Raw genomic sequence first — 23113 nt, 5'->3', positions numbered from 1 at the left:
GACGATATTGCATAGCTCAGGAGACGAGATCAGGTGGAAATGGCAGATCTGAACGACGAGGTGCTGGAGCAGATCAAGCAGCCACCCCATTCGATTGAGGCCGAGCAGTCGGTTCTGGGCGGCCTGATGCTGGACAACAACGCCTGGGATACGGTATCGGAAGTATTGCTGGAAGATCAGTTCTACCGCGGCGATCACCGCATGATCTTCCGCACCATGCAAAAGTTGATCGATGAAGGCCGACCGATCGATGTAGTCACCCTGTCGGAAGAACTGGACCGTACAGCTGAGCTGGAAAGCGCAGGTGGTCTAGAGTATCTGGTCACTCTGGCTCGCAATACCCCCAGTACCTCCAATATCCGCGCCTACTCCGAAATCGTGCGTGACCGCTCGCTGCTGCGGCAGATGATCAGCGTAGCCAACGAGATCGCCGACAGTGCGTTTCATCCCGGCGGTCGCGCCTCTGATGAAATCCTCAACGAGGCTGAGCAGAAAATCTTCCAGATTGCGGAAAATCGACCCAATCAGGGAGGTCCCGAGGGGGTAAATCCGCTGCTTAAGCGAGCGGTGGACCGGATTGACGAGCTGTTCAACAATGCGGATTCCCTCACGGGTGTCACCACCGGCTTTGATGATCTGGATGATCGTACTGGTGGCCTGCAGAACTCGGATCTGGTGATCGTGGCGGCACGTCCCTCAATGGGTAAAACCACCTTCGCCATGAACCTGGTCGAGAATGCACTGATGGCGACGGAGAAGCCGGTGCTGGTGTTCTCGCTGGAGATGCCGGCAGACCAGTTGGTAACGCGTATGTTGTCATCGCTTGGCCGTATCAATCAGACCAAGGTGCGTAACGGTCAGCTGGAAGAGGATGATTGGCCCAAGCTGACAACGGCGGTCAACATGCTCAAGAACAAGCCGCTGTTTATTGATGACCAGCCGGGTATCAGCCCCAACGAGATGCGTACTCGTGCCCGCCGTATCGTGCGTGAGCACGGTGATTTGGCCATGATCATGGTCGATTACCTGCAGCTGATGACCCTTAAAACCGGTAAAAGTGAAGGTCGTACCCAGGAAATTTCAGAGATTTCACGATCCTTGAAAGCCCTGGCCAAGGAGATGAGCTGCCCCGTTGTGGCTCTGTCGCAGTTGAACCGCAGCCTTGAGCAGCGGCCCAACAAGCGCCCGGTGAACTCCGACCTGCGTGAATCCGGTGCGATCGAGCAGGACGCAGACGTGATCATGTTCATCTACCGTGACGAGGTGTACAACGAGGACAGTCCGGACAAGGGTACCGCCGAAATCATTATCGGCAAACAACGTAACGGTCCCATTGGCTCAGTGCGCCTGGCGTTTATCGGTCAGTACACCCGTTTTGAAAATCTGTCACACATCAATTACAACTACGATGATGGCGAATAGGAAGATGCTCAGGATTCCCTGAGCATCTTGTTGCGAAACCCTTCGGGCACGGCAACCACCTTGCGGGCGGTGTAATCGAAGAACACGATGCCGGTTTTGGCATGCGCGATCTCCACCGCCGTGTCCTTGTTGCTCAGCAGATAGTAAAGATCGCAGCCGTACTTGTTGAAGTCGGCCACCGTTACGTCCACCTGTACGCGATCACCATGGAAACCTTCCGCCTTATAGACGATGGCGGAATCGGTCATGATGATACCAGCCCCTTCCACATCAAACTCGGCGTAGTGGTAGTGCTTGAGAAAGCGCAGGCGAGCCTCGTGTACCATCGACAGTACGGCGTCGTTGCCCATGTGTCCGCCGTAGTTTATATCGCTGATACGAACACACAGCTCGGTGCTGAACAGGTAATTGTCCGGCATATCCAGTTTGATCCGGGCCATCTTGTGCACTCTCCTGAAAGTTGCTTACAACCGCTCAAGTTCCTGCATCACGCTGACCATGGCGGCGGTCAGGGTGGCAAGATCTTCATCTGTCATGATATAGGCTGGCATCACATAGACAAGCCTGCCGAATGGACGCACCCACACCCCCTTTTCGACAAACATGGGCTGTACCTGCACCAGTGAAACCGGCTCATGGCGCTCGATTACGCCGATCGCGCCCAGCACTCTCACATCGGCTACGCTGGCAAGAGAGCGGGCGGGCTCAAGTCCCTGTTTCAGTCCTGATTCAATGCGTGCTACCTGAGTGCGCCAGTCGTGCTGTTCAAGCAGATTGAGGCTTTCCAGTGCCACGGCACAGGCCAGCGGATTGGCCATGAACGTGGGGCCGTGCATGAAACAGCCGGCACCGCCCGCTGAGATGGTGTGGGCAATTTCGGCGGTAGCCAGAGTGGCCGCCAAAGTCACGTAGCCGCCGGTCAGGGCCTTGCCGAGGCACATGATATCAGGGCTGATGCCGGCATGGTTACAGGCAAACAGCTCGCCGCTGCGACCAAACCCGGTGGCAATCTCGTCGGCAATCAGCAGCACCTCATACTGATCGCAGAGCGCTCGTGCCCTGCGCAGCCATTCAGGGGAATAGAAGCGCATGCCGCCAGCACCCTGAACAATGGGCTCCAGTATCAGTGCTGCCAGCTCACCATGATGCTGGGCCAGCAGGCGTTCGAGCTCTGAGATATCGGTGGCCGCAAAGTCGCCATCAAAGGGGGTCTCCGGGCGAGGGGCAAACAGCTGCTGTGCCAACACGCCACTGAACAGCTCATGCATGCCGTTCACCGGATCGCACACCGACATGGCACCAAAGGTATCGCCATGGTAGCCGTTGCGCAGGCTGATCATACGGTGCTTTTCCGGTTTGCCACGGGCGTGCCAGTACTGGATTGCCATCTTCAGCGCAACCTCAACCGAAACCGAACCGGAGTCGGCCAGAAAGACCCGTTCAAGGCCTGCCGGGGTCATGTCGACCAGTTTGCGTGACAGCTCTATCGCCGGTGTATGGGTCAGGCCGCCGAACATGACATGGGACATGCGATCGATCTGCTCGTGGGCGGCCCGGTTCAGTGCCGGATGGCTGTAGCCGTGTACTGCGGACCACCAGGAGGCCATGCCATCGATCAGTTCACGCCCGTCAGCCAGGTGCAGGCGTACACCTGAAGCGGACTCCACCGGGAACATGGGCGGCGGGTTGATCATGGACGAATAGGGGTGCCAGATATGTTGGCTGTCAAAGGCAAGCTGCTCTGTGTCGGGGCCGCGCATGCGTAATCTCCACTCCTGGGAACTGGTGTGAGGGGGCTCATTAGAACGATCTTTGTAGCGGGCTGCAACCTCTGGCAGGACTAGTGGCGCACTTCAATTCGGTTGCGGCCACCGCTTTTGGCCTGATACAGGGCAGCATCTGCTCGGCTCAGCAGCTCCGAGCTGGTGGTGTCGCTGGCATGCAATGTTGTTACGCCGATGGAAAGTGTCATGGGGACCGGCCCATCCGTGGTTTCGGTGGGTGTCTGTTCAAGCAGGTGACGCAGACGCTCTGCCAGCTGCACGGCGCCTTCAAGGTCGGTGCCGGGCAGCAGGATGGCAAATTCTTCACCCCCTAGACGACCAATCGAATCGGTCTCGCGCAGGCAGCTTCGAGCAAGGCTGGCAAAGTGCTGCAATACCAGATCGCCGACGTTGTGCCCATACTCGTCGTTGATCTGCTTGAAATGATCAAAGTCGATCATCAGCAGGCTGCTTGGATGCCCCAGGCGTTTGCTCAGGCGCTGTTCTTCGTGTAGCCGCTCAAGTAGGGCGCGCCGGTTACTCAGGCCTGTCAGGGAATCGGTGGTGGCCAGTCGCTTGAGTTTGCGCTCAGCCTCCTTGCGGTCGCTGATATCGCGGAATACGGTGACAACACCTGTTATCTGGCCGCGCTCGATCATCGGCTGGCTGGTCACTACAACGGGCAGCAACTCACCGGTTCGGGTTTTGAACTGTTCATCACCTTCGAAGGTAATGCCCTTCAGTGCCTTGGAGACAATCGGGCACTGTTGCAGTGGCAGGTCATTCTCTTCATGCTGATGCAGCAGCTGATGCAGGTTTTCGTGATACAACTTCTGTTCGTTATAACCCGTAAGATGGCTGACGGCCTTGTTGACATAAAGGGTTCTGCCCTCAGTGTCCAGCACGTAGATCCCCTCACCAACTGCAGCCCCGATGGCGTCCAGCCGATACTTCTGTACCTGAATGGCATGCCGTTGCTGGTGCAGATGAAGCATCATCCAGGCCAGCAACAGGGTGATCAGCAGGCTGACCACTAGCATGGTGTAGAACTCCCATTGCAGACCGGTCAGAAGTGGTGCTGGGTGAATGGAGAGAATGTACCCCCCCCAGTCCTCCGGTCAGTGTTTGTACCGGAATGAATGCCGCTGCATAGCCGGTGCCCTGGTGGTAAATGGCCGTGGTGAAGGGCTCTCCGGTCTTGAGTCGCTGGCGGATGTTCGGCTGGGCAGCCAGCGAATGACGCAGGGTTTCCAGTGGCAGCTCCTGGTTCAGGGCATCATTCAGGCTGTCGGTATGGAGCAGGAAGTCCGGGCTGATCAGGGCCGGTTGCAATTGATCCTGAGGTCCGCCCAACAGCACCGACTCTACGGTACTGCGCTCAAGCAGGAAGATGAAGGTCTGGCGTGGTGACAGGGATGCAAGTGTCTGACGAATGCGGGCAAAGGAAACGGCGGTTTCCATGCTGCCGATCATCTGGTTGTCGAGCATGAGTGGCTGAATGAAACGGAAGCCGATAAAAAAACGTCCAACCTCGAAGCCGTAACAGGCCTCTGGTTGATGTTGCAACCTTCGCAGTGAAGGTCTGACTTCAGCGAGAGAGTCGTCATGCACACCGGGAGCGTGGAAGCGCAGAAAGCTGGTGCCGTCTGCCTGATGGAACTGCCATTGATAAATGCCGCGCTGAACAAGGTCCTGATAGTGAGGCAGTAATCGCTGATACAGCTCTTCTCTCAGCAGCGCGCGTTCGGAATAGGCGTCTGCGCTGGCGCCAAGGTGAAACAGCTTAATCAGTTCGGGCTGACGGGCCAGGTCCGCATAAAATGTATCCATTGCCAGAGCGTAGCGGTCAAGGCTGGCATCATAGGTTGCCTGCAGCAGGGTAGAAGCATGTTCCAGGTACTGCTGTGTTCTGTCCTTCCGAACTTCATGCAGGAACAGCGCTGCCAGCAGAAAAAGGCCGGAAAGCAGTGATACATAAAGACCCTTGCGCATAATTCGGCCCTTCGTGGCTCCAGCTCCATTAAGGAGAGCGTGAAGTCAGCTTAGCACCCGTTGCTGACGGGCACAAAGCATGCTCTGGCCGGGGTCAGTCCGGCTGGAACAGGGCACCGCTGGTAATTGCGCGCAGGGTTTTGAGCAGCAGCAGACATACCACAAAGGTCACCACGATCAGTGAAAGCCAGGAGAGCAGCAGAAAAAAATCACTGCCTGTCTGTATCAACATGACTTGGGTCGCGATGCAGAAGGCTGCCAGCGGGAAGCTGTAGGCCCACCAAGAGATGAAAAAGCGAATGCGTGAAAAACGCGGCAACTGGGTAAACAGCAGTAACGTGATAAACATGGCGGCGTAATAGAGAATGCGTGCAAAGTTGTCGATCACGCCCTGATTCAATTGCAGGTAGGAGATAAAGCCGACAGCGGGTGGAGCGATCATGATAAAGAGTGTCGGCAGCATTTTTTCAGGCAAGGGGGCGTGAAACAGCATCCGGTTGAAAATCAGTGTTTTCAGCAGCAGCCAGTAAAGCAGGCCGATGCTGAAGAAGAACCAGCTGGCTTCGGTGTAGCCGTGCTGTACACCGGCAATCGGCGCGACGATGTTCCCCACGACAGGGATAAACCAGGCCGGCGTACTGTGCTGAACCTTGAACCGAGAGTGATGTATCCACTGGGTCATCACATGCAGCGTCAGCAGCAGATGAATGATGGCACCGCTGATCCAGAGGTAGCGCGACAGGGCCGGCGAAAGCTCGAGAGTGGCGGTAGCGATGAGCAGCAGGCTGATGGAGAATGCCGGAAAAAAGCTGATTTTGATCGGGTGGTTGAACTCATCCATTACCTCGCGGCTGAAGCGCAGGGTTTTGAGCAGATAGATGCTGGTAATCATCAGCAGTACGCAGGCGGTTACCACCAGCAGTATCTGTCCGACCAGTGGCGACATGCCCAGAGTATAGGATGCTTTCTGCCAGCTGAGAGTAAGGCCTCCGAGTCCCATTACCATTGCAATCAGCGCTATGGGGAAGTGCTGCAGGCGTTGCGGGGCGGACAGTGTCGAGCCGGGCTGCTCGGTCATGACGGCGACTCCTTTGTTTAGTTTATTCTAATATTCTAGGGCTCGAATCCTTACGGATCAATCCTGATCAGCCTGAGGAATAATGCTGTTTACGTCGATTCGGTCCTTGGTGATGCGAAAGCGAATGTTCAGGCCGTACAGACTGATGCCGTACTCTCTTGATTCATCCTGCTTCCTGTAAGCCGGTCGCGGGTCGCACAGCAGGACTTCACTGATCTGCCGTGCCAATGGTTGGCCAAGGCGGTCTGCATGGATCTGGCAAGCCTGTTGCGCCGACTGGCTGAAATGAACCGGAAGCTGTAGCCGCTCAATGCGTGACGCCAGAGCAAACTCTGCTTCAGGCAGGCTGTCTGCGTAGGGGAGATAGGGCTTGATGTCGAGAATGGGAGTACCGTCGAGCAGGTCGGCCCCTTCCACTTCAAGCCAGATCCGATCGCCGGTTTGCTCGATACCGCATAGACGGACCGGCGACAGGCCAATGGGATTGGGGCGAAACGGCGAGCGGGTGGCAAATACACCCAGGCGCTGGTTGCCACCCAGTCGAGGTGGCCGCACGGTGGGGCTCCAGCCCTGGTCTGAGGTTGCGCTGAACAGAAACAGCAGCCAGATATGGCTGCACTGCTCCAGCCCGCGTACCGCTTCAGGGCTTGAAAAGGGGGGTACCAGTTCGATACGGGCGCGAATCGATGCCAGTCCGGGCTGGCGCGGAATGCCGAACTTCTCGTTAAACGGGCTGTGGATAAAACCGATCGGCGTCATACTGTGGCTGTGTGGGACGGTCATCGTCTACTCCGCAGGATTCAGCCGGCAGTATACCCGATCAGGCCGCCTCAACCAGTGCTGCGCGCTTCTGCACCGGCGTTGTACTGCTCCAGTGGCGCGATGCTTTCTCGGCCTGCTCGGCCAAACGATGAATGTGGCTCAGCGCATCCAGCAGCGCAACCGAATCAGCCGTATTGAGCAGGCTGGAAATGGTCTGATTCAGCAGGCTGCCCTTGAGGTACTGATATTCACGCTGAACCTGACGCATCATTTGGTGTGCTTCGTAGCCCTGAACCGCCTGGTCTTCACGCACTTCACAGGCATCGATCAGGTGGATGACCGCCTGCTGAAACTCCTGCACGCTGCTGCGCACGCCAGGGTCCTCGAGCTGCTCGAATACCGGGTAGTATTCCGGCAGGCGGGCTGACAGGCGCGCGATTTCGCTGAAGTAGCGGGCAACTCTGAGCGAAATCGGCAGTGTTTCACTGATCTCGATACTCAGGTTCTGACGCGCCAGCTCCTGGTTGAAGTCGCCGATACGGCTGATCAACAGATTTACACTGTCCGACTGCTGTTGCAGCCGGGTGGCGGCACCGCGCTCCGCGCTGATCGCTTCACGGGCCATCCGGCTGCAGATGCGGCTGACGCGTGCCAGCTCCATATTGATCGCTTCAACCGCTAGGGAGGGGGTGGTGATGATGTTCTTGTCCAGGTATTGGGGCGTTGCTTCGTCTTCTTCCTGCGTGCGGAAGCGCTGTTTAAGGAAGTTGACCATGCGATCGGTCAGTGGCCACATCAGCAGTACGCCCAGCAGGTTGAACAGGGTGTGGAACAGGGCCAGCAGGGAAACCAGATCAAACTGGGCCGGATCCAACCGGTTGAGGAAGCCCCCCAGCAGTATCAGCAGCACCAGACCGACCAGCCCTGTCAGTAGATTGAAAATTACATGGGCGGCCGAAATGCGCTTGGCATTGGATGTGGCACCGATAGATGCCAGCAGGGCGGTTGTCGTGGTGCCCACATTGGCGCCGATAACCAGTGCAGCCGCTGCCGCCAGAGAAATGCTGCCGGTGTAAACCAGCGACAGGGCAATGGCAATGACGGCTGCGGAGGCCTGCATCAGGAAGGTCATTACAATACCGGCCAAGACAAACAGCGCCAGCGCCAATGGACCTGCACCCAGCTCTGCAAGAGGCACCGATTCGCTCAGGCCGTCAAAAGCGTCACGCAGGAAATCCAGGCCAATGAAGAAAATGCCAAAACCGGCCACGGCGGTACCGATATGTCCCAGCCGATTACTGTTCCCGGTAATGCGCAACACCATGCCCAGTCCGATCATGGGCAGTGCAAACGCACTGATCTTGAACTTGAAGCCGATCAGCGCCACCAGCCAGCCGACCATGGTGGTACCGATGTTACTGCCATAGATGATGGAAACCGACTGGGTCAGCGTCAGCAAGCCTGCGTTGACAAAACCCAGAGTCGCCACGGTTACGGCACTGGAGGACTGCACCAGTGCCGTAATCAATGCGCCAGAAACCAGCCCGCGTAGCCGCGAGCCTGTTGCCATTTCCAGTGCAGCCCGCAATGAGCGTCCCGCTGCCTGCTTAAGGCCATTGGTGAGCAGCTGCATGCCCAGCAAAAACAGACCGATACCACCAAACAGCTGTCCCAGCATTTCAAATGTCATCGCCTTTTTCCGTCCAGGCAGGAAATAACCTTCAAGCTAGCAAAAACTCGAACGCCGGTCGATATCAACCGGTTGTCAGGTATTCACAGTGCCGACGGTTCTCAATGGTTTTCCGGCGTTCTCGCCAGAACCCAGATGTCGACCTGCTTGCAACCCCGCTCAAGCAGTAATCGCGTCAGGGTTGATGCAGTGGTGCCTGTCGTCATGACATCGTCGACCAGTGCGACATGCTCCGGCACCGCAGAGCGTACAGCAAATGCACCCTGCAGGTTATGTCGCCTGTCCTCAAGGCTGAGGGACATCTGCTTGGGTGTTCGGCGATGCTTGTGCAGACAGGCGTTAAGCGGAATCTGCAGTTGCTTGCCCAGCCTTTGTGCCAACAGTTCTGCCTGATTATAACCCCTGTTTATCTGGCTGAAGCGATGCATCGGCACTGGCACAAGCGCATCAGGCCACTGGCCTTCATGGCGCTGCAGGATAAAGTCACCCAGCACCGCTGCCAGCCAGCCCAGGTGCGCGGGTTGTCGCTGATATTTAATGACAGGGATTAATTCGCTGACAGGAAAGGAATAGGTAAAAGCGGCCTGCACCCTGTCGAACAGCGGCAGCTCATGTCTGCATTGCAGGCACAAACCCGACAGGTGGCGTGGCAGAGGAAGGGCGCAGCGTGGGCAGGAATGGATCAGCCATGGCAGGTCGGCGTGGCAACCTTCACACAATCCGTGGGTCTGGCAGTCGCGTGCTCCGCAAAGTGCACATCTTTGTATGTTTTTTAAACACTTGTTGATTATATGTTTAAACATAAGTTGACAGTTCCTTCTGTCCAATTAAGATGCTGACAAGTTACATGCGATCCATGCATGTCCCATGATTATGTCACAAGGGGATTGGAGTTATGCAACGCCAGGCTGAAGTACGCCACGACTGGACCGAACAGGAAGTACGTGCGCTGTTCGAATTGCCGATGAATGATCTGCTGTTTCAGGCACAAAGCGTACACCGTCAGCACTTCAATCCCAATGAAGTACAGGTCAGCACGCTGCTGTCGATCAAGACCGGCTCCTGCCCGGAAGACTGCAAATACTGCCCGCAGAGTGCCCACTACAACACCGGTCTGGAAAAACAGCGCCTGATGGAAGTGGAAGCGGTGCTGAACAAGGCGAAACAAGCCAAGGAGTCCGGCTCTACCCGTTTCTGTATGGGCGCGGCCTGGAAGCACCCCACCGAGCGTGATCTGCCCTACGTGATAGAGATGGTCAAGGGCGTGAAGGCGATGGGACTGGAAACCTGCATGACATTGGGCATGTTGCAGGAATCCCAGGCGCAGCAGCTGGCAGAGGCGGGGCTGGACTATTACAACCACAACCTGGATACCTCGCCGGAGTTCTACGACAAGATCATCACCACGCGCAGCTACGAGGATCGTCTCAACACTCTGCAGCATGTACGCGATTCCGGCATGAAGATCTGCAGCGGTGGCATTCTCGGCATGGGTGAAACCGCCCGTGATCGTTACGGTCTGCTGATGCAACTGGCTAACCTGCCGCAGCAGCCGGAGTCGGTGCCGATCAATATGCTGGTGAAGGTGCAGGGCACGCCGCTGGAAAACGTGGAAGACCTGGACCCGCTGGAATTCATCCGCACTATCGCCGTGGCGCGCATCATGATGCCCAAATCCCATGTGCGCCTGTCCGCCGGTCGTGAACAGATGTCCGATGAGCTGCAGTCCATGGCGTTCTTTGCCGGCGCCAACTCCATCTTCTACGGTGAATGCCTGCTGACCACGCCGAACCCGGAAACCAATCGTGACCTGCAGCTGTTCAAGCGTCTGGGCATCCGCCCCGAGCAGCGCATTGAAGACTCCGATACGGACCAGGAGCAGAAGCTGGCTGCCGAGATCCAGGCGCAACAGGATGCCGAGCTGTTCGTCGACGCCACCGCCACACACTGAGGCGTGCCCATGTCCTTCAATGATCTGGCGGCTGCGCTTGAGGCGCGGCGGCAGGATAATCTGTATCGCCACCGCCGCGTGCTGGAGTCGGCGCAGGGGCCGGAGGTCAGTGTCGACGGCAAACGTTATCTGGCGTTCTGTTCCAACGATTATCTGGGACTGGCCAACCATCCTGAGGTGGTCGCTGCACTCAAGCAGGGTGCCGATACTTACGGCGTGGGCGGCGGTGCGTCTCATCTGGTCAACGGTCATTCTCAGGCGCACCATGCGCTGGAAGAAGAGCTGGCGGAATTTACCGGCCGTGAGCGGGTGCTGCTGTTCTCAACCGGTTACATGGCCAACATTGGCGCCGTCAATGCTCTGATCGGCAAACAGGATGCGGTGTTTCAGGACCGTCTCAATCATGCATCCCTTCTGGATGCGGGCCTGCTCAGTGGTGCCCGTTTCCAGCGGTACCTGCACAACGACCCCGACAGCCTGGCTCAGCGCCTGAGTCGTTCAGAGGCGCGCCGCAAGCTGGTGGTGACCGATGGTGTGTTCAGCATGGATGGCGATATCGCCGACCTGCCGCAGCTGAGCCGTGTCACTCGCGAACAGGGTGGCTGGCTGATGGTCGATGACGCCCACGGCTTTGGCTGTCTGGGGGCAGTCGGCGCAGGCTGTGTCGAACACTTTGGCCTGAGCTGCGATGAAGTCCCGGTACTGATCGGCACCCTGGGCAAGGGCTTCGGTACCTCCGGTGCCTTTGTCGCCGGCTCCGAGGTGCTGATCGAAACCCTGATCCAGTTCGCCCGCACCTACATCTATACCACCAGCATGTCGCCGGCGGTGGCTCAGGCCACCCGTGCAAGCCTCAAGCTGGTGCAGACCGAAAACTGGCGCCGTGACAAGCTGGCGCAATTGATCACCCGTTTTCGCAGTGGCTGTGAGCAGCTGGGTTATGCGCTGATGGACTCGCCAACACCGATTCAACCGATCCTGATCGGTGACGCCGGGGAGGCGATGCGGATCAGTGCCGCACTGGAAGCGCGTGGCATCTTTATCAGTGCCATCCGCCCGCCCACTGTCCCGGCCGGCAGCTCGCGCTTGCGGGTGACCCTCAGTGCGGCCCACAGCGAGGAGCAGGTGGATCGTTTGCTGGATGCATTGGATGCGGTGCGTGCAGGAGGCAAGGCATGAGTCTCTGGCATGAGACCCATGGCACAGGCCCTGACCTGGTACTGCTGCACGGCTGGGGTCTGAGCTCTGCCATCTGGGGTGACTTTGCCGACCGTCTGGCTGAGCGTTATCGTGTGACACTGATCGATCTGCCGGGGTTGGGACGTTCTGCACCTGCAGGCGATATGTCGCTGGATACGGTGGTTGAAGCCCTGCTTGACGCCGCACCCGAGCAGGCGCACTGGATCGGCTGGTCGTTGGGCGGGCAGCTGGCATTGGCCTGTGCCGAACAGGCGCCGGAACGGCTGAAAAGCCTGAGTCTGATCGCCGCCAACCCCTGTTTTGTTGCCCGTGAGGACTGGCCCTGTGCCATGGCGCCGGATGTCTTCAACGCCTTTGTCCAGTCACTGGCGGATAACGAAGCCAAGACCCTGCAGCGCTTTGCCGCTCTGCAGACCCGTGGCTCCGCCAGCGCTCGTGATGAACTGAAGCGACTTAAAAACGTTATATCAACGGCGGAGCCTCGGGCGCTGGCGGCAGCACTGATGCTGCTGGAATCCGATCTGCGCTCGGCCCTGGTCGGTCTGAACTGCCCGGCCCAGCTGATATTGGGGGATCAAGACCAACTGGTACCTGCAGGTCTGGCTGAACAGGCGCGAGCACTGAACCCGAGTTTGCAGGCTCATATGCTGGCACACAGCGCACATATGCCTTTTGTCAGCCATGCCGATGAAGTGCTGATCATGCTCAATGCGCTGGTGCGACAGGTGGACGGTGCCGATGCAGCGGGATAAGCGCAAGGTTGCCCAGGCGTTCAGTCGTGCGGCCGGAAGTTACGACTCCGTCGCTCAGTTGCAGCGTGATATCGCAGACCGTCTTCTGGAGTGGCTGCCTGAGCAGGTCGAGGGCAATCTGCTGGATCTTGGTTGTGGCACCGGCTATGCCGCGCCTCATCTGCATGCGCGTTATCCAGAATCAACGCTGCTGCATCTGGATCTGGCCCATGGCATGCTCACGTTTGCCCGTGAAGAGCGGCCGGTGCCGGGGGCATTCTATCTCTGTGGTGATGCCGAGCAGCTGCCACTGGCGGACGCCAGCGTTGAGCTGATCTGGTCCAGCCTTGCCGTGCAGTGGTGCGAACAGCCGGACCGGCTGATGATTGAGCTGGCACGGGTATTAAAGCCAGGCGGCCGTTGCCTGCTGGCTACGCTGGGGCCGGATACACTGCATGAGCTGAAGCGGGCATGGGCAGCGGTGGATGACGATGTGCATGTGAACAGCTTTACAGCGCTTGAGAAACTGCTGACGCACAACATCAGCCTGAAGCTTGAGCGTTGCGAGACTGAATACAGGGTGCTTCGTTACAATCGCCTGCAGGAACTGATGCATGAGCTCAAGGCGTTGGGTGCTCATAACGTGAACAGTCGCCGCGAGCAGGGGTTGAGCAGTCGTCAGCGCCTGATCCGGTTGCTGGATGCCTATGAACGGCAGCGCCAGGCCGACGGTTCTCTCCCCGCGACCTACGAAGTCTATTATCTGGAACTGCTCAAGGAATCCCAGTGAAAAAGCGCTTTTTCATCGCCGGTACCGATACCGATGCCGGCAAGACTCTGGTGACCACCGGACTGCTTACGGCCGCCAACCGCAGAGGGCTCAGAACCATCGGTCTGAAGCCGGTGGCGGCCGGTTGCGAACAGACGCCGGATGGGCTGCGCAACTCTGATGCGTTGCTGCTGCAGCAGGCCGCCAGCGTCAAACTGAGTTATGAACAAGTCAACCCGATCGCCTTCGAGCCCCCGATTGCGCCCCACATTGCCGCCGAACAGGAAGGACGTGTCCTGACCGCCGACCGTTTGGCTGCCTATTGTCGCGGCACCATGATGCAACCGGCGGACCTGGTGTTGGTCGAGGGGGCCGGCGGCTGGCGTGTTCCCCTGAGCATGCGGGAAAGCCTTGCGCGGTTGCCACAACTGCTGGAACTGGATGTGATTCTGGTGGTGGGGATGAAGCTGGGCTGCATCAACCACGCCATTTTGACAGCCGAGGCGATCGCCCGTGACGGCCTGCGGCTGGCGGGATGGGTCGCCAACCAGGTTGATTCTGACATGAGCTGTCTGGATGAAAATATCACCACGCTTGAGCGCTTGTTCAGGGCGCCTTTGCTGGGGCGGGTGCCTTGGCTGGAAAGTCCCGATGCGGAACAGGTTGCAGACAGGATTGATCTGAATCCACTGTTGGGTGAGTAAAAAGTGACCAATGGCTGCAGTTGTTCTATACTGCCTGCCAGATGCAATCAAGGGCGTATCGAGCGTCAGGATCCTGAGGTCCTGACAACTGCTGTGCTGGCGCCTGAACTGCAATTGAAAATGGAAGGTGCCCCATGAACGTTACATCAGCTCAGAACAGTGGCATGTTCAATGTAAACCGCACCCTGGACAATACGCCGAAAGTATCCGGCGACGCTCAGGGCAGCGGCCGTCCGGATCTGGCAGAAACAGCTTCCGGGCGTGAAGTTAATCAGGCTGTCGCCAGCTCCACCGTCAATGAAACCACCGAAGCTGCTGCTACCAAGGTGGTCAATGCGACGGATGAAGTGTTGGGCAACCTGATAGATACCATGGCCTGATACAGGAAGGGAGGGGTGATCCTCCCTGTTCTGCCATGAGCACAACACTTTCCAGTATCTCACCCCCGTCGGTTCCTGTTTCCGGCTACTATTCTCAGCCTGCCACCCGTGCAAGCCGGCCTGATTCGTCCCCGCAAGCGCCGACAGGCAGTGCAAACGACACTGCGCAAGCCTCATCATCGACACCAAAAGACACCACCTCCAGTTCGCGGCAGCAATCAGCTGAGCAGCGTCAGGAACAGCGTGTTATTCAGCAACTCAGCGCCCGTGACCGAGAGGTGCGCCAGCATGAAATGGCGCATCAGGCTGCTGGTGCCGGTATTACCGGAGCGGTTTCCTACAGTTACGAACGTGGCCCGGATGGCCAGATGTATGCTGTTGGCGGTGAGGTGAGTATTGATACCTCTGCTGTCAGCGGCGACCCTCGTGCGACACTGGAAAAGGCCGAAGCGATTATTCGTGCAGCAATGGCGCCGGCTGAACCTTCGCCTCAGGACTACAGAGTTGCCGCCAGCGCTCGTGCCATGGCCGCCGAAGCGCGTGCCGAGTTGGCCCAAATGGAAGAGAGTGAAGCGAGCGAAGAAACCGGTGAAGAACCGGAGCAGACAACGGAAACTGCAACTGAAACGCGTCAGGAAGATGATGCCGGTAACGAGAGGCGCGCCGAAATTCGTGAGGCGCAGGCTGAGTCCATTGGCCGGTTGCAGCGGCAGCTGGTTGAGACCGGTGTTTTTGCTCGGATGTACCCGCCCGGCACTTTATTCAGTTATCAGGTCTGAGGAATTTTTCGACCAGCCGAGTAAATGCGCTTGGTTTCTCGGCATGCGGCAGATGTCCCGCACCGGCGATAATCTTGAAACTGGCGGCAGGAAAACGTGACAGAATGGCCTGCTGATGCTCTGCCTTGATGTAGTTTGACTCCCCACCCTTGATGAACAGAGCCGGTCCTCTGTAGGGCGTGCCCTCGGGCGCGGCCGCTATCTGGTCATATTGCTGCTCAAGTGCGGGCAGATTCATGCGCCATGCAAAATGCCTGTCTTCGTTCCGGTAGAGGTTTTTCAGCAGGAATGCGCGTGTTGCCTCTGAACTCACATGCTGGCTCAGTATATCGTCTGCCTCGCGGCGGCTTTTCAGTTGCGACAGGTTAATGCTTTTAAGGCCCGTAAACACATCGTTATGATGTGGTGGATACTCGACCGGGGCAATATCAACCACTATCAGCCGCTCGACTTTGCCTGGATGATCCATTGCCAGCTGCATCGCGGCCTTGCCACCCATTGAGTGCCCCATCAAGCTGACCTTTTCAAGTCCCAGTCGGTTCATCAGTTCGATCACATCATCTGCCATGGCAGTGTAATCCATACGCGAATCGTGTGGGGAGCGGCCATGATTGCGAAGATCGACGGCGATCACATCAAACTGCTCGCTCAGCTGTTTGACCTGGGCACCCCAGTTTTCCAGCGTGCCAAACAGTCCGTGCAGAATGACCAGCGGGGCTCCCTGGCCACTGCGATGAAAATTCAGTTGCATGATGAATACCTGAAATGAACAGGCCGCACGTATGCTCGGCTACGTGCGGCGACAGGATCACAGAATGTCGAGCAGTTCGACATCGAATACCAGAGTGGAATAGGGCGGAATACCACCGGGAGAGCCCTGGGCACCGTAGGCCAGTTGGTAAGGTACATAGAGGCGCCATTTGGCCCCTTTGGTCATCAGTTGCAGGGCTTCGGTCCAGCCTGCGATCACGCCACCGACCGGGAATTCGGCCGGCTGGCCGCGCTCATAGGAGCTGTCGAACACCTTGCCGTCGATGAACGTGCCGTGATAGTGGGTGCGCACCTTGCTGCTGACGGTCGGATTTTCACCATTTTCGTCACCGGCTTCGATGATTTCGTACTGCAGGCCAGACTCAAGTGTCACCACACCTTCACGTTTGGCGTTGTCTGCCAGAAACGCTTCGCCCTTGGCTGCCGCTGCGCGTGCCTGTGCTTCCTGAGCTTCGCGCATGCGCTGAGTAATTTCGTTGAACGAGGCCTGAATCTGCTCGGCAGGTACCCGCAGGCCTTCACCGCCAAAGGAGTCGCGCAAACCGGTGATCACCGCTTCCACATCGACACCATCAAAGCTGCCCTGAGCCAGCTGGTCACCCATCTGGCGGCCAATGCCATAGCTGGCGCGCTGTTCTGTTGTTTCGAATACCTGTTCAGACATATTGAATCCGCTTGTCGTTCGGTTGATTAAAGAGGGCGATGCTAACATAACTGCATCTTTGACGGGGCTTCAGTTGCTGATCTTCTCGACGCGGCAGATCAGAGCACCCTGGTGCAATCGGGCCTGGATCTGCTCGCCCGGCTTGACCTGTGTGTTCGCAGTAATGGCGGTACCATCGCTGGATTGAACAATGGCGTAGCCACGCTCCAGTGTTGCCAGAGGGCTGACGCTGTTCAACTCGCGCACGAGTCCCTGCAACTTGAGCTGGCGGCGTTCAAGCAAGTGTCGTATGGAAGACTGCAGCCTCTGTTGCAGTGGCTGCAGCTGCTGTGCCTTGTGCTGCAGCATGCGAGAAGGCGAAACCTGACGCAGTCGCTGTTCCAGAGTATCCAGCCGCTGTTGGCGTCTGTTCAGCTGCTGTTGAAGCGCACGCTGCAAACGCAGTTCAAGCTGATCGAGCCGTTGACTCTGCTCACGCAGGCGCTCACCGGGGTGGCGCAGCCTGAGGCGCAGGTGATCCATCCGCTCACGGCAGCGCTGCAGCTGTAGATGCATTTGCCGCTGCAGGCGGTGCTGCAGGCTTGCGAGATGCTGCTGTTGCACCTGTTGATCCGGGCTGATCAGCTCGGCTGCAGCCGAGGGCGTAGGTGCACGCAGGTCAGCCACCAGGTCGCTGATCGACACGTCGACTTCATGCCCTACCGCAGACACAACAGGAATGCGGGATGCTGCAATGGCGTGTGCCACAATCTCCTCGTTGAAGGGCCACAGGTCTTCCAGTGAGCCGCCGCCACGACCCACAATCAGTACATCACAGCGCTGATCGCGGTTTGCCAGTTCGATGGCGCGCACAATCTGGCCTGCAGCCTCGTTACCCTGAACCGCGACCGGATATAGCGCTACCGGCAGCGCCGGGCAGCGTCGCTGCAGAACGGTCAGTATGTCGTGGATCGCCGCCCCGGTAGGGGACGTAATCACGCCAATATGGCGTGCAGGGGAGGGAAGTGGTCGTTTACGGCCGATCTCGAACAGGCCTTCACCGGCCAGTTTCAGTTTCAGCGCTTCATAGGCCAGTTGCAGCTTGCCCAGCCCGCTTTCCTGCATCTGCTCACAAATCAGCTGAAAGTCCCCGCGGCCCTCGTACAGACTTACCTTGGCCTGAATCACCACCTGGTCCCCTTCCTTCGGGCGAAAGCGAACCTGCTGGTTACGGTTGCGGAACATGGCGCAGCGTACCTGCGCTTTGTCGTCTTTCAGCGTAAAATACCAGTGTCCCGAGGAGGGACGGGCGAGGTTGCTGATCTCGCCCTCGACCCTCAGGGTCATGAAGGAATTTTCCAGCAGTGAACGCACCTGACGGTTCAGTTCACTGACACTGATGGCGGTAGAGTGTGTGGCTTCAGATCGGTTCATGCCGGCATGATAAACGACATCGGCAAAGCTGGCATCCATCGTGATCGCTGATTGTTGTCGGCGCAGGTTTTGTGTATAATTTCCTGTTTAATTTTTCACAGAAAACGGGCTGGTTCAGTATGTTGCGAATCGTTGAAGAAGCGCTAACCTTTGATGATGTTTTGCTGGTTCCGGGATACTCGGAAGTACTCCCGAAGGACGTTTCACTGAAGACCCGCCTGACCAAGGGTATTGAACTGAATATTCCGCTGGTCTCGGCGGCCATGGACACCGTTACCGAATCCCGTCTGGCCATCGCCATGGCGCAGGAAGGTGGTATCGGCATCATCCACAAGAATCTCACCCTCGAACAGCAGGCCGAAGAAGTGCGCCGGGTCAAGAAATTCGAGTCCGGTGTGGTGCTGGATCCGGTTACCTGCAGTTCCAATACCACTGTGCGCGAAATCATTGATCTGTCGCGCAAGCTGAGTTTCTCCGGCTTCCCGGTTGTGGATAACGGCGAGCTGGTGGGTATTGTTACCAGCCGCGATGTGCGTTTTGAGCATGATATGGATGCGACTGTTTCCACCATCATGACACCCAAGGATCGATTGGTTACCGCCAATGAAGGCGAAGATCCTGACGTTATTCGTGAGTTGCTGCGCAAGCACCGCATCGAAAAGATCCTGCTGGTGGATGACAACTTCTCACTGCGTGGCATGATGACCGTGAAGGACATGAGCAAGGCTCAGGCGTTCCCCTATGCCGCAAAGGACAGTCGCGGTCGTCTGATCGTCGGCGCAGCCGTGGGTACCGGCCCTGAAACCCCCGATCGTGTGGCGGCTCTGGTAGCAGCCGGTGTTGATATGATTGTGGTGGATACCGCACACGGTCACTCCAAGGGTGTTATTGATCGTGTGGCCTGGGTGAAGCAGAATTTCCCGCAGGTGCAGGTGGTAGGTGGCAACATCGCGACGGCAGAAGCCGCCATTGCGCTGGCTGAAGCAGGTGCTGATGGCGTGAAAGTAGGTATCGGTCCCGGTTCCATCTGTACTACGCGTATTGTTGCCGGTGTGGGCGTGCCGCAGATTTCGGCGATTGCCAATGTGGCGGCTGCACTGCGCGAGCATGGTGTTCCCTTGATCGCTGATGGCGGCATACGTTTCTCCGGTGACCTTTCCAAGGCAATTGCTGCCGGAGCTTCTGCTGTGATGGTCGGTTCCATGCTGGCCGGTACTGATGAGGCGCCGGGCGAAGTTGAGCTGTTCCAGGGGCGTGCCTTCAAGTCCTACCGCGGCATGGGCTCTTTGGGTGCCATGTCAGGCCTGACCGGCTCTTCCGACCGCTACTTCCAGGATGCGAAGGACGGTGCCGAGAAGTTGGTGCCGGAAGGCATCGAGGGTCGCGTGCCCTGTAAGGGGCCGATGGCGGGTGTCGTGCATCAGCTGATGGGCGGTCTGCGAGCTTCCATGGGCTATACCGGTTGTGCCACCACCGAGGAGATGCGTAACAAGCCCAAGTTTGTACGCATCACCAACGCGGGCATCACGGAAAGTCATGTGCATGACGTAAGTATTACCAAGGAAGCCCCCAACTATCGTGTGGGCTGAATAACCAATATCTAACTGACAAGTGGGGCGGTGGACTGCCCCACTTTTTGTTTGTGCCGCCTGGCGGCCAGCATTCGGTGGAGTCACTGAGTATGAGCAAAGATATTCACGCGCAACGCATCCTGATTCTGGACTTCGGGTCCCAGTACACCCAGTTGATCGCTCGTCGGGTACGCGAGATCGGGGTTTACTCCGAGATCCATGCCTTTGATATGGATGAGGCGGCGATTCGTGAATTTGCCCCCAACGGCATCATTCTGGCAGGCGGTCCTGAGTCCGTCACTGAACTGGATTCACCGCGAGCTCCGGCATGCGTATTTGACATGGGTCTGCCGGTGCTGGGCATCTGCTACGGTATGCAGACCATGGCCGAGCAGCTGGGCGGCAAGGTCGCCAGTTCCGACAAGCGCGAGTTCGGTTATGCGCGTGTGCGTCTGGCTGACAGTCCGAGCCGTCTGCTGGAAGGTATTGAAGACCACATTGCAAACAACGGCACCTTGTCACTGGACGTCTGGATGAGCCACGGCGACAAGGTGACTGAAATGCCGGATGGTTTCCACGTGATTGCGGCCACGGATTCTGCGCCGGTGGCCGCCATGTGTGATCCCAAGCGTAACCTGTACGGTGTTCAGTTCCACCCGGAAGTAACGCATACCAAACAGGGTCTGCGCATTCTGGAGCGCTTTGTACGTGAGATCTGCAACACTGATGCATTGTGGACGGCAGCGAATATTATTCAGGACCTGATCGAGAAGGTGCAGAAGCAGGTCGGTGACCAGAAAGTGCTGCTGGGCCTGTCGGGTGGTGTGGACTCGTCCGTGGTTGCAGCATTGCTGCACAAGGCGATTGGCGACAAACTGACCTGCGTGTTCGTGGACAACGGTCTGCTGCGCAAGGGTGAAGGCAACCAGGTGATGGAGATGTTCGCCCGTAACATGGGTGTCAACGTAATCCGTGTCGATGCCGAGGAGCAGTTCCTGGGCCGCCTGCTGGGCGAAGCTGATCCTGAAGCCAAGCGCAAGATCATTGGTAACACCTTCATCGAGGTGTTCGATGACGAAGCTGAAAAACTGAAGGATTGCCGCTTCCTGGCACAGGGAACCATCTATCCGGACGTGATTGAATCTGCCGCGTCCAAGACCGGCAAGGCACATGTGATCAAGTCGCACCACAATGTGGGTGGTCTGCCGGAAGACATGAAGTTCGAGCTGGTCGAGCCGCTGCGCGAGCTGTTCAAGGACGAGGTGCGCAAGATCGGTCTGGAGCTGGGTCTGCCGTATGACATGGTATACCGCCACCCCTTCCCGGGGCCGGGGCTTGGTGTGCGAATTCTGGGCGAGGTGAAGAAGGAATACGCTGAAATTCTGCGTGAAGCGGATGCGATCTTCATCGAGGAGCTGCACAAGGCCGACTGGTATCACAAGACCAGCCAGGCATTTGCCGTCTTCCTGCCGGTTAAATCGGTAGGTGTGGTGGGCGATGGCCGACGTTACGAGTACGTCATTGCCTTGCGCGCGGTGGAAACCATCGACTTTATGACTGCACGTTGGGCGCACCTGCCCTATGATCTGCTGGAAACCGTATCCAGCCGTATCATTAATGAGGTGGCCAAGGTTTCACGCGTGACCTATGACGTATCCAGCAAGCCGCCGGCCACGATCGAGTGGGAATGACCCTGCAGTGCTGTATAAAAAAACCGGCTTTGGCCGGTTTTTTTATACCCGTGATAATGACGGTAAGCGCCCTTAAATCAGCACCTTTTTTCCAGCCACTAACCGCCGCACACTGATTCCATCGTCACCCACGCGAGGAATCCATCATGAACTCAGCCGAACGCACACACCACTGGCAACAGCACATTGAACACTGGCGCGATACCGGGCTATCCGGCGCTGCGTTCTGCAAACAACAATCACTGTCCTACCACCAGTTTGTTTATTGGCGCCGAAAATTCGAAAGCACTGATGATGCGGCCGCTACCGAGCGTGTGCCTACATCCGGCTTTGCGCGCGTCACCCAGGTGGCCGCTTCACCGCTATCGGATGATCTGTGTAGTTGCCCCCGCTAAACCGGACACCACCTCATTCGTTTGATGCCAGTTCCGCCCGGTACTCCCAAGGCGATTTCATTTTCAGCCCCTTGTGCGGGTGGCTGTGATTATAGTCTTCGATCCATTCGGGCAGCTTGGCCATCACCGTGGCGGCATCAGGGAGATCGTTCAGGTACACATAGTCCCGCTTGAACGTCTTCACGAAGGCCTCAGCCATGCCGTTGCTCTGAGGGCTTCTCACGGGCGTGGTACACACCACAAAGCCCAGAGAAGACGCGAAGGATCGTGTTTCCTTGGCAATGTAGCAGCTGCCATTATCCGTCAGCCATTCCAGCGGATGAGGCACTCGCTCTGACTGGCCGAACCGGTATTCCAGGCTTTCCAGCAGTAAGTCCTGAACCATCTCACCGGTGATGCCACCCGTGGTCGCTACATAGCGCATCAGCTCGCGATCACAGCAGTCCAGGCTAAAGGCCACGCGAACGACCTCCTTGTTCCAGCAGCGGATCTCAAAGCCATCCGAGCACCAGCGAAGGTCCGGCTTCAACGTAATGACTTGGCCGTTGTGGCAGCGCTCCTGAGGCCGCCCCGTATACCGGGGTAACAGCAACCCATCCTGCTTCATCAGTCGATACACGCGCTTATGGTTCACTCGTTCATCGTTGGCTGCGAGCAATCGATTCAGTCGAGCCGTGATCCTTCGATAGCCATTGGCAGCACGAGCATCGCACAGCTCACGGATAAACGGTAAATGCCGGTCATCGTCTTGTTTGTTGTATCTCGGGCTTCGGCCTTTCTGGCGACCATGAAGACGATCCAGAAGATTGGAGCGCGATACCTTCAGCACTTCCGCAACCCGCTTCAGAGGGTATCGTCCGGTGGCAGCAACGGCATGCGCGAGATCAACTTTTTTGACTGAGCCACCTCCAGGGCTTCCCGGAGTATTTCAGCTTCCATCGTCTTGCGGCCCAACATCCGCTCCAGCTCCCGAACCTTCTTGTTCAGGGCTTTTACCTCGGATGCACTTACAACCTCATCACCGGACTCAATCGCGGACATGCCACCGTCTTTCATCAGCTTCTTCCAACGGAACAACAGACTTGCTGATATACCATGACGCCGAGCTACAAGCGATACTGACATGCCTGGTTGCTCACACTCCGCAACCATGAATGCTTTTTCCTGTGCGGAATACCGGCGACGGCGCTGAACTCCGGTTATGACTTCAATTCTCTCCACCTTGGACACTCCTTTGCACTAGGTCTATGCCTAGGCCTTTGCTTCTACCAAGGTGTCCGGTTTAAATGGGGGCTACTACAATCTGACCCTGAGGCTTCCCGGTGGCATGGCCATTACCGGTCTGCATGCCGGTAATGTCGATCTGCTCGGTGCGATCCTGAGGCAG

23 protein-coding genes are annotated in these 23113 nt (G+C 57.6%); 11 read left to right on the top strand and 12 right to left on the bottom strand.

Features of this window, described 5'->3' with window-relative positions:
- Positions 1–39: 39 nt before the first annotated feature.
- On the top strand, positions 40–1422 hold the full coding sequence (gene dnaB, locus ABIE60_RS01505; RefSeq protein ID WP_354467633.1) for a replicative DNA helicase: 1383 nt from the start codon (positions 40–42) through the stop codon (positions 1420–1422).
- 8 nt (positions 1423–1430) lie between these two features.
- On the opposite strand, the gene ABIE60_RS01500 is transcribed toward dnaB, so the two are convergent.
- From ABIE60_RS01500 to ABIE60_RS01465, 8 genes are all read right to left on the bottom strand, one after another.
- On the bottom strand, positions 1431–1862 hold the full coding sequence (locus ABIE60_RS01500) for an acyl-CoA thioesterase (RefSeq protein WP_354467181.1): 432 nt from the start codon (positions 1860–1862) through the stop codon (positions 1431–1433).
- Positions 1863–1886: 24 nt separating this feature from the next.
- Positions 1887–3182 carry an adenosylmethionine--8-amino-7-oxononanoate transaminase gene (bioA, locus tag ABIE60_RS01495; protein WP_354467180.1) on the bottom strand — a complete coding sequence of 432 codons (1296 nt, stop codon included), beginning with the start codon at positions 3180–3182 and terminating at the stop codon, positions 1887–1889.
- 80 nt (positions 3183–3262) lie between these two features.
- Complete coding sequence (locus tag ABIE60_RS01490; RefSeq protein WP_354467631.1) at positions 3263–4219, bottom strand: sensor domain-containing diguanylate cyclase; 957 nt, start codon at positions 4217–4219, stop codon at positions 3263–3265.
- Entirely contained in the window at positions 4101–5177 is a 1077-nt protein-coding gene (locus ABIE60_RS01485) for a cache domain-containing protein (RefSeq protein ID WP_354467178.1), read from the bottom strand. Before ABIE60_RS01485 ends, ABIE60_RS01490 begins: the two co-directional genes overlap by 119 nt.
- Before the next feature lie 94 nt (positions 5178–5271).
- On the bottom strand, positions 5272–6255 hold the full coding sequence (locus ABIE60_RS01480) for an SLAC1 anion channel family protein (protein WP_354467176.1): 984 nt from the start codon (positions 6253–6255) through the stop codon (positions 5272–5274).
- Between the two features lie 57 nt (positions 6256–6312).
- A complete protein-coding gene (gene tsaA, locus ABIE60_RS01475) occupies positions 6313–7038 on the bottom strand; it encodes a tRNA (N6-threonylcarbamoyladenosine(37)-N6)-methyltransferase TrmO (RefSeq protein WP_354467174.1) in 726 nt (241 codons plus the stop codon).
- Positions 7039–7075: 37 nt separating this feature from the next.
- Entirely contained in the window at positions 7076–8707 is a 1632-nt protein-coding gene (locus ABIE60_RS01470; protein ID WP_354467172.1) for a Na/Pi cotransporter family protein, read from the bottom strand.
- Between the two features lie 101 nt (positions 8708–8808).
- A complete protein-coding gene (locus ABIE60_RS01465; RefSeq protein WP_354467171.1) occupies positions 8809–9426 on the bottom strand; it encodes a ComF family protein in 618 nt (205 codons plus the stop codon).
- 176 nt (positions 9427–9602) lie between these two features.
- Here ABIE60_RS01465 and bioB point away from each other — a divergent pair, with 176 nt between their 5' ends.
- The 7 genes from bioB (at position 9603) to ABIE60_RS01430 (ending at position 15221) form a co-directional block, all read left to right on the top strand.
- Complete coding sequence (gene bioB / locus ABIE60_RS01460; protein WP_354467169.1) at positions 9603–10658, top strand: biotin synthase BioB; 1056 nt, start codon at positions 9603–9605, stop codon at positions 10656–10658.
- A 9-nt stretch (positions 10659–10667) separates the two neighbouring features.
- Positions 10668–11837, top strand: a complete 1170-nt coding sequence (gene bioF / locus ABIE60_RS01455) for an 8-amino-7-oxononanoate synthase (RefSeq protein WP_354467168.1) — start codon at positions 10668–10670, stop codon at positions 11835–11837.
- The gene (gene bioH / locus ABIE60_RS01450) at positions 11834–12610 is read left to right on the top strand and encodes a pimeloyl-ACP methyl ester esterase BioH (RefSeq protein ID WP_354467166.1); all 777 of its coding nucleotides are present in this window, start codon (positions 11834–11836) and stop codon (positions 12608–12610) included. Before bioF ends, bioH begins: the two co-directional genes overlap by 4 nt.
- Positions 12597–13379 carry a malonyl-ACP O-methyltransferase BioC gene (gene bioC / locus ABIE60_RS01445; RefSeq protein WP_354467164.1) on the top strand — a complete coding sequence of 261 codons (783 nt, stop codon included), beginning with the start codon at positions 12597–12599 and terminating at the stop codon, positions 13377–13379. The genes bioH and bioC overlap by 14 nt, the downstream gene beginning before the upstream one ends.
- On the top strand, positions 13376–14062 hold the full coding sequence (bioD, locus tag ABIE60_RS01440; RefSeq protein WP_354467162.1) for a dethiobiotin synthase: 687 nt from the start codon (positions 13376–13378) through the stop codon (positions 14060–14062). Before bioC ends, bioD begins: the two co-directional genes overlap by 4 nt.
- A 134-nt stretch (positions 14063–14196) precedes the next feature.
- A complete protein-coding gene (locus ABIE60_RS01435; protein WP_354467160.1) occupies positions 14197–14442 on the top strand; it encodes a hypothetical protein in 246 nt (81 codons plus the stop codon).
- 35 nt (positions 14443–14477) lie between these two features.
- On the top strand, positions 14478–15221 hold the full coding sequence (locus ABIE60_RS01430; RefSeq protein WP_354467159.1) for a putative metalloprotease CJM1_0395 family protein: 744 nt from the start codon (positions 14478–14480) through the stop codon (positions 15219–15221).
- Here ABIE60_RS01430 and ABIE60_RS01425 read toward each other — a convergent pair.
- The 3 genes from ABIE60_RS01425 to xseA form a co-directional block, all read right to left on the bottom strand.
- On the bottom strand, positions 15205–15972 hold the full coding sequence (locus tag ABIE60_RS01425) for an alpha/beta fold hydrolase (RefSeq protein ID WP_354467157.1): 768 nt from the start codon (positions 15970–15972) through the stop codon (positions 15205–15207). The genes ABIE60_RS01430 and ABIE60_RS01425 overlap by 17 nt on opposite strands.
- Before the next feature lie 57 nt (positions 15973–16029).
- Positions 16030–16656, bottom strand: a complete 627-nt coding sequence (bamJ, locus tag ABIE60_RS01420; RefSeq protein ID WP_354467155.1) for a BamJ family beta-barrel-assembly machinery protein — start codon at positions 16654–16656, stop codon at positions 16030–16032.
- Between the two features lie 69 nt (positions 16657–16725).
- The gene (xseA, locus tag ABIE60_RS01415; protein ID WP_354467629.1) at positions 16726–18069 is read right to left on the bottom strand and encodes an exodeoxyribonuclease VII large subunit; all 1344 of its coding nucleotides are present in this window, start codon (positions 18067–18069) and stop codon (positions 16726–16728) included.
- 119 nt (positions 18070–18188) lie between these two features.
- On the opposite strand from xseA, the gene guaB reads away from it, so the two are divergent.
- The 3 genes from guaB to tnpA all read left to right on the top strand — a co-directional run bounded on the left by guaB (position 18189) and on the right by tnpA (position 21726).
- Positions 18189–19658 (top strand): IMP dehydrogenase, encoded by a 1470-nt coding sequence (guaB, locus tag ABIE60_RS01410; protein ID WP_354467153.1) that lies wholly within the window; start codon positions 18189–18191, stop codon positions 19656–19658.
- A 92-nt stretch (positions 19659–19750) separates the two neighbouring features.
- Complete coding sequence (gene guaA / locus ABIE60_RS01405; RefSeq protein WP_354467152.1) at positions 19751–21331, top strand: glutamine-hydrolyzing GMP synthase; 1581 nt, start codon at positions 19751–19753, stop codon at positions 21329–21331.
- A 146-nt stretch (positions 21332–21477) separates the two neighbouring features.
- Positions 21478–21726 (top strand): IS66 family insertion sequence element accessory protein TnpA, encoded by a 249-nt coding sequence (tnpA, locus tag ABIE60_RS01400; RefSeq protein WP_354467151.1) that lies wholly within the window; start codon positions 21478–21480, stop codon positions 21724–21726.
- Between the two features lie 13 nt (positions 21727–21739).
- Here the strand turns inward: tnpA and ABIE60_RS01395 are convergent.
- Positions 21740–22947 (bottom strand): IS3-like element ISMaq2 family transposase gene (locus ABIE60_RS01395; protein WP_354467149.1). Its coding sequence is split into 2 segments (ribosomal slippage): positions 21740–22620 and positions 22620–22947, totalling 1209 coding nucleotides; the frame shifts between segments, so codons are not numbered across the junction.
- Between the last annotated feature and the right edge of the window lie 166 nt (positions 22948–23113).

It is taken from the genome of Marinobacterium sp. MBR-109, assembly GCF_040547565.1.
Taxonomy (GTDB): Bacteria; Pseudomonadota; Gammaproteobacteria; order Pseudomonadales; family Balneatricaceae; genus Marinobacterium.
This window is presented reverse-complemented; position numbering and strand designations above follow the sequence as displayed.

Coding starts and splice junctions, on each gene's coding strand:
- ABIE60_RS01425 (WP_354467157.1), bottom strand. CDS start 15,972: ATGCAACTGAATTTTCATCGCAGTGGCCAGGGAGCCCCGCTGGTCATT.
- guaA (WP_354467152.1), top strand. CDS start 19,751: ATGAGCAAAGATATTCACGCGCAACGCATCCTGATTCTGGACTTCGGG.
- bioA (WP_354467180.1), bottom strand. CDS start 3,182: ATGCGCGGCCCCGACACAGAGCAGCTTGCCTTTGACAGCCAACATATC.
- ABIE60_RS01485 (WP_354467178.1), bottom strand. CDS start 5,177: ATGCGCAAGGGTCTTTATGTATCACTGCTTTCCGGCCTTTTTCTGCTG.
- ABIE60_RS01430 (WP_354467159.1), top strand. CDS start 14,478: ATGAGCACAACACTTTCCAGTATCTCACCCCCGTCGGTTCCTGTTTCC.
- tsaA (WP_354467174.1), bottom strand. CDS start 7,038: ATGACCGTCCCACACAGCCACAGTATGACGCCGATCGGTTTTATCCAC.
- bioF (WP_354467168.1), top strand. CDS start 10,668: ATGTCCTTCAATGATCTGGCGGCTGCGCTTGAGGCGCGGCGGCAGGAT.
- ABIE60_RS01480 (WP_354467176.1), bottom strand. CDS start 6,255: ATGACCGAGCAGCCCGGCTCGACACTGTCCGCCCCGCAACGCCTGCAG.
- bioC (WP_354467164.1), top strand. CDS start 12,597: ATGCAGCGGGATAAGCGCAAGGTTGCCCAGGCGTTCAGTCGTGCGGCC.
- xseA (WP_354467629.1), bottom strand. CDS start 18,069: ATGAACCGATCTGAAGCCACACACTCTACCGCCATCAGTGTCAGTGAA.
- ABIE60_RS01470 (WP_354467172.1), bottom strand. CDS start 8,707: ATGACATTTGAAATGCTGGGACAGCTGTTTGGTGGTATCGGTCTGTTT.
- ABIE60_RS01500 (WP_354467181.1), bottom strand. CDS start 1,862: ATGGCCCGGATCAAACTGGATATGCCGGACAATTACCTGTTCAGCACC.
- tnpA (WP_354467151.1), top strand. CDS start 21,478: ATGAACTCAGCCGAACGCACACACCACTGGCAACAGCACATTGAACAC.
- guaB (WP_354467153.1), top strand. CDS start 18,189: ATGTTGCGAATCGTTGAAGAAGCGCTAACCTTTGATGATGTTTTGCTG.
- bioB (WP_354467169.1), top strand. CDS start 9,603: ATGCAACGCCAGGCTGAAGTACGCCACGACTGGACCGAACAGGAAGTA.
- bamJ (WP_354467155.1), bottom strand. CDS start 16,656: ATGTCTGAACAGGTATTCGAAACAACAGAACAGCGCGCCAGCTATGGC.
- bioH (WP_354467166.1), top strand. CDS start 11,834: ATGAGTCTCTGGCATGAGACCCATGGCACAGGCCCTGACCTGGTACTG.
- ABIE60_RS01435 (WP_354467160.1), top strand. CDS start 14,197: ATGAACGTTACATCAGCTCAGAACAGTGGCATGTTCAATGTAAACCGC.
- dnaB (WP_354467633.1), top strand. CDS start 40: ATGGCAGATCTGAACGACGAGGTGCTGGAGCAGATCAAGCAGCCACCC.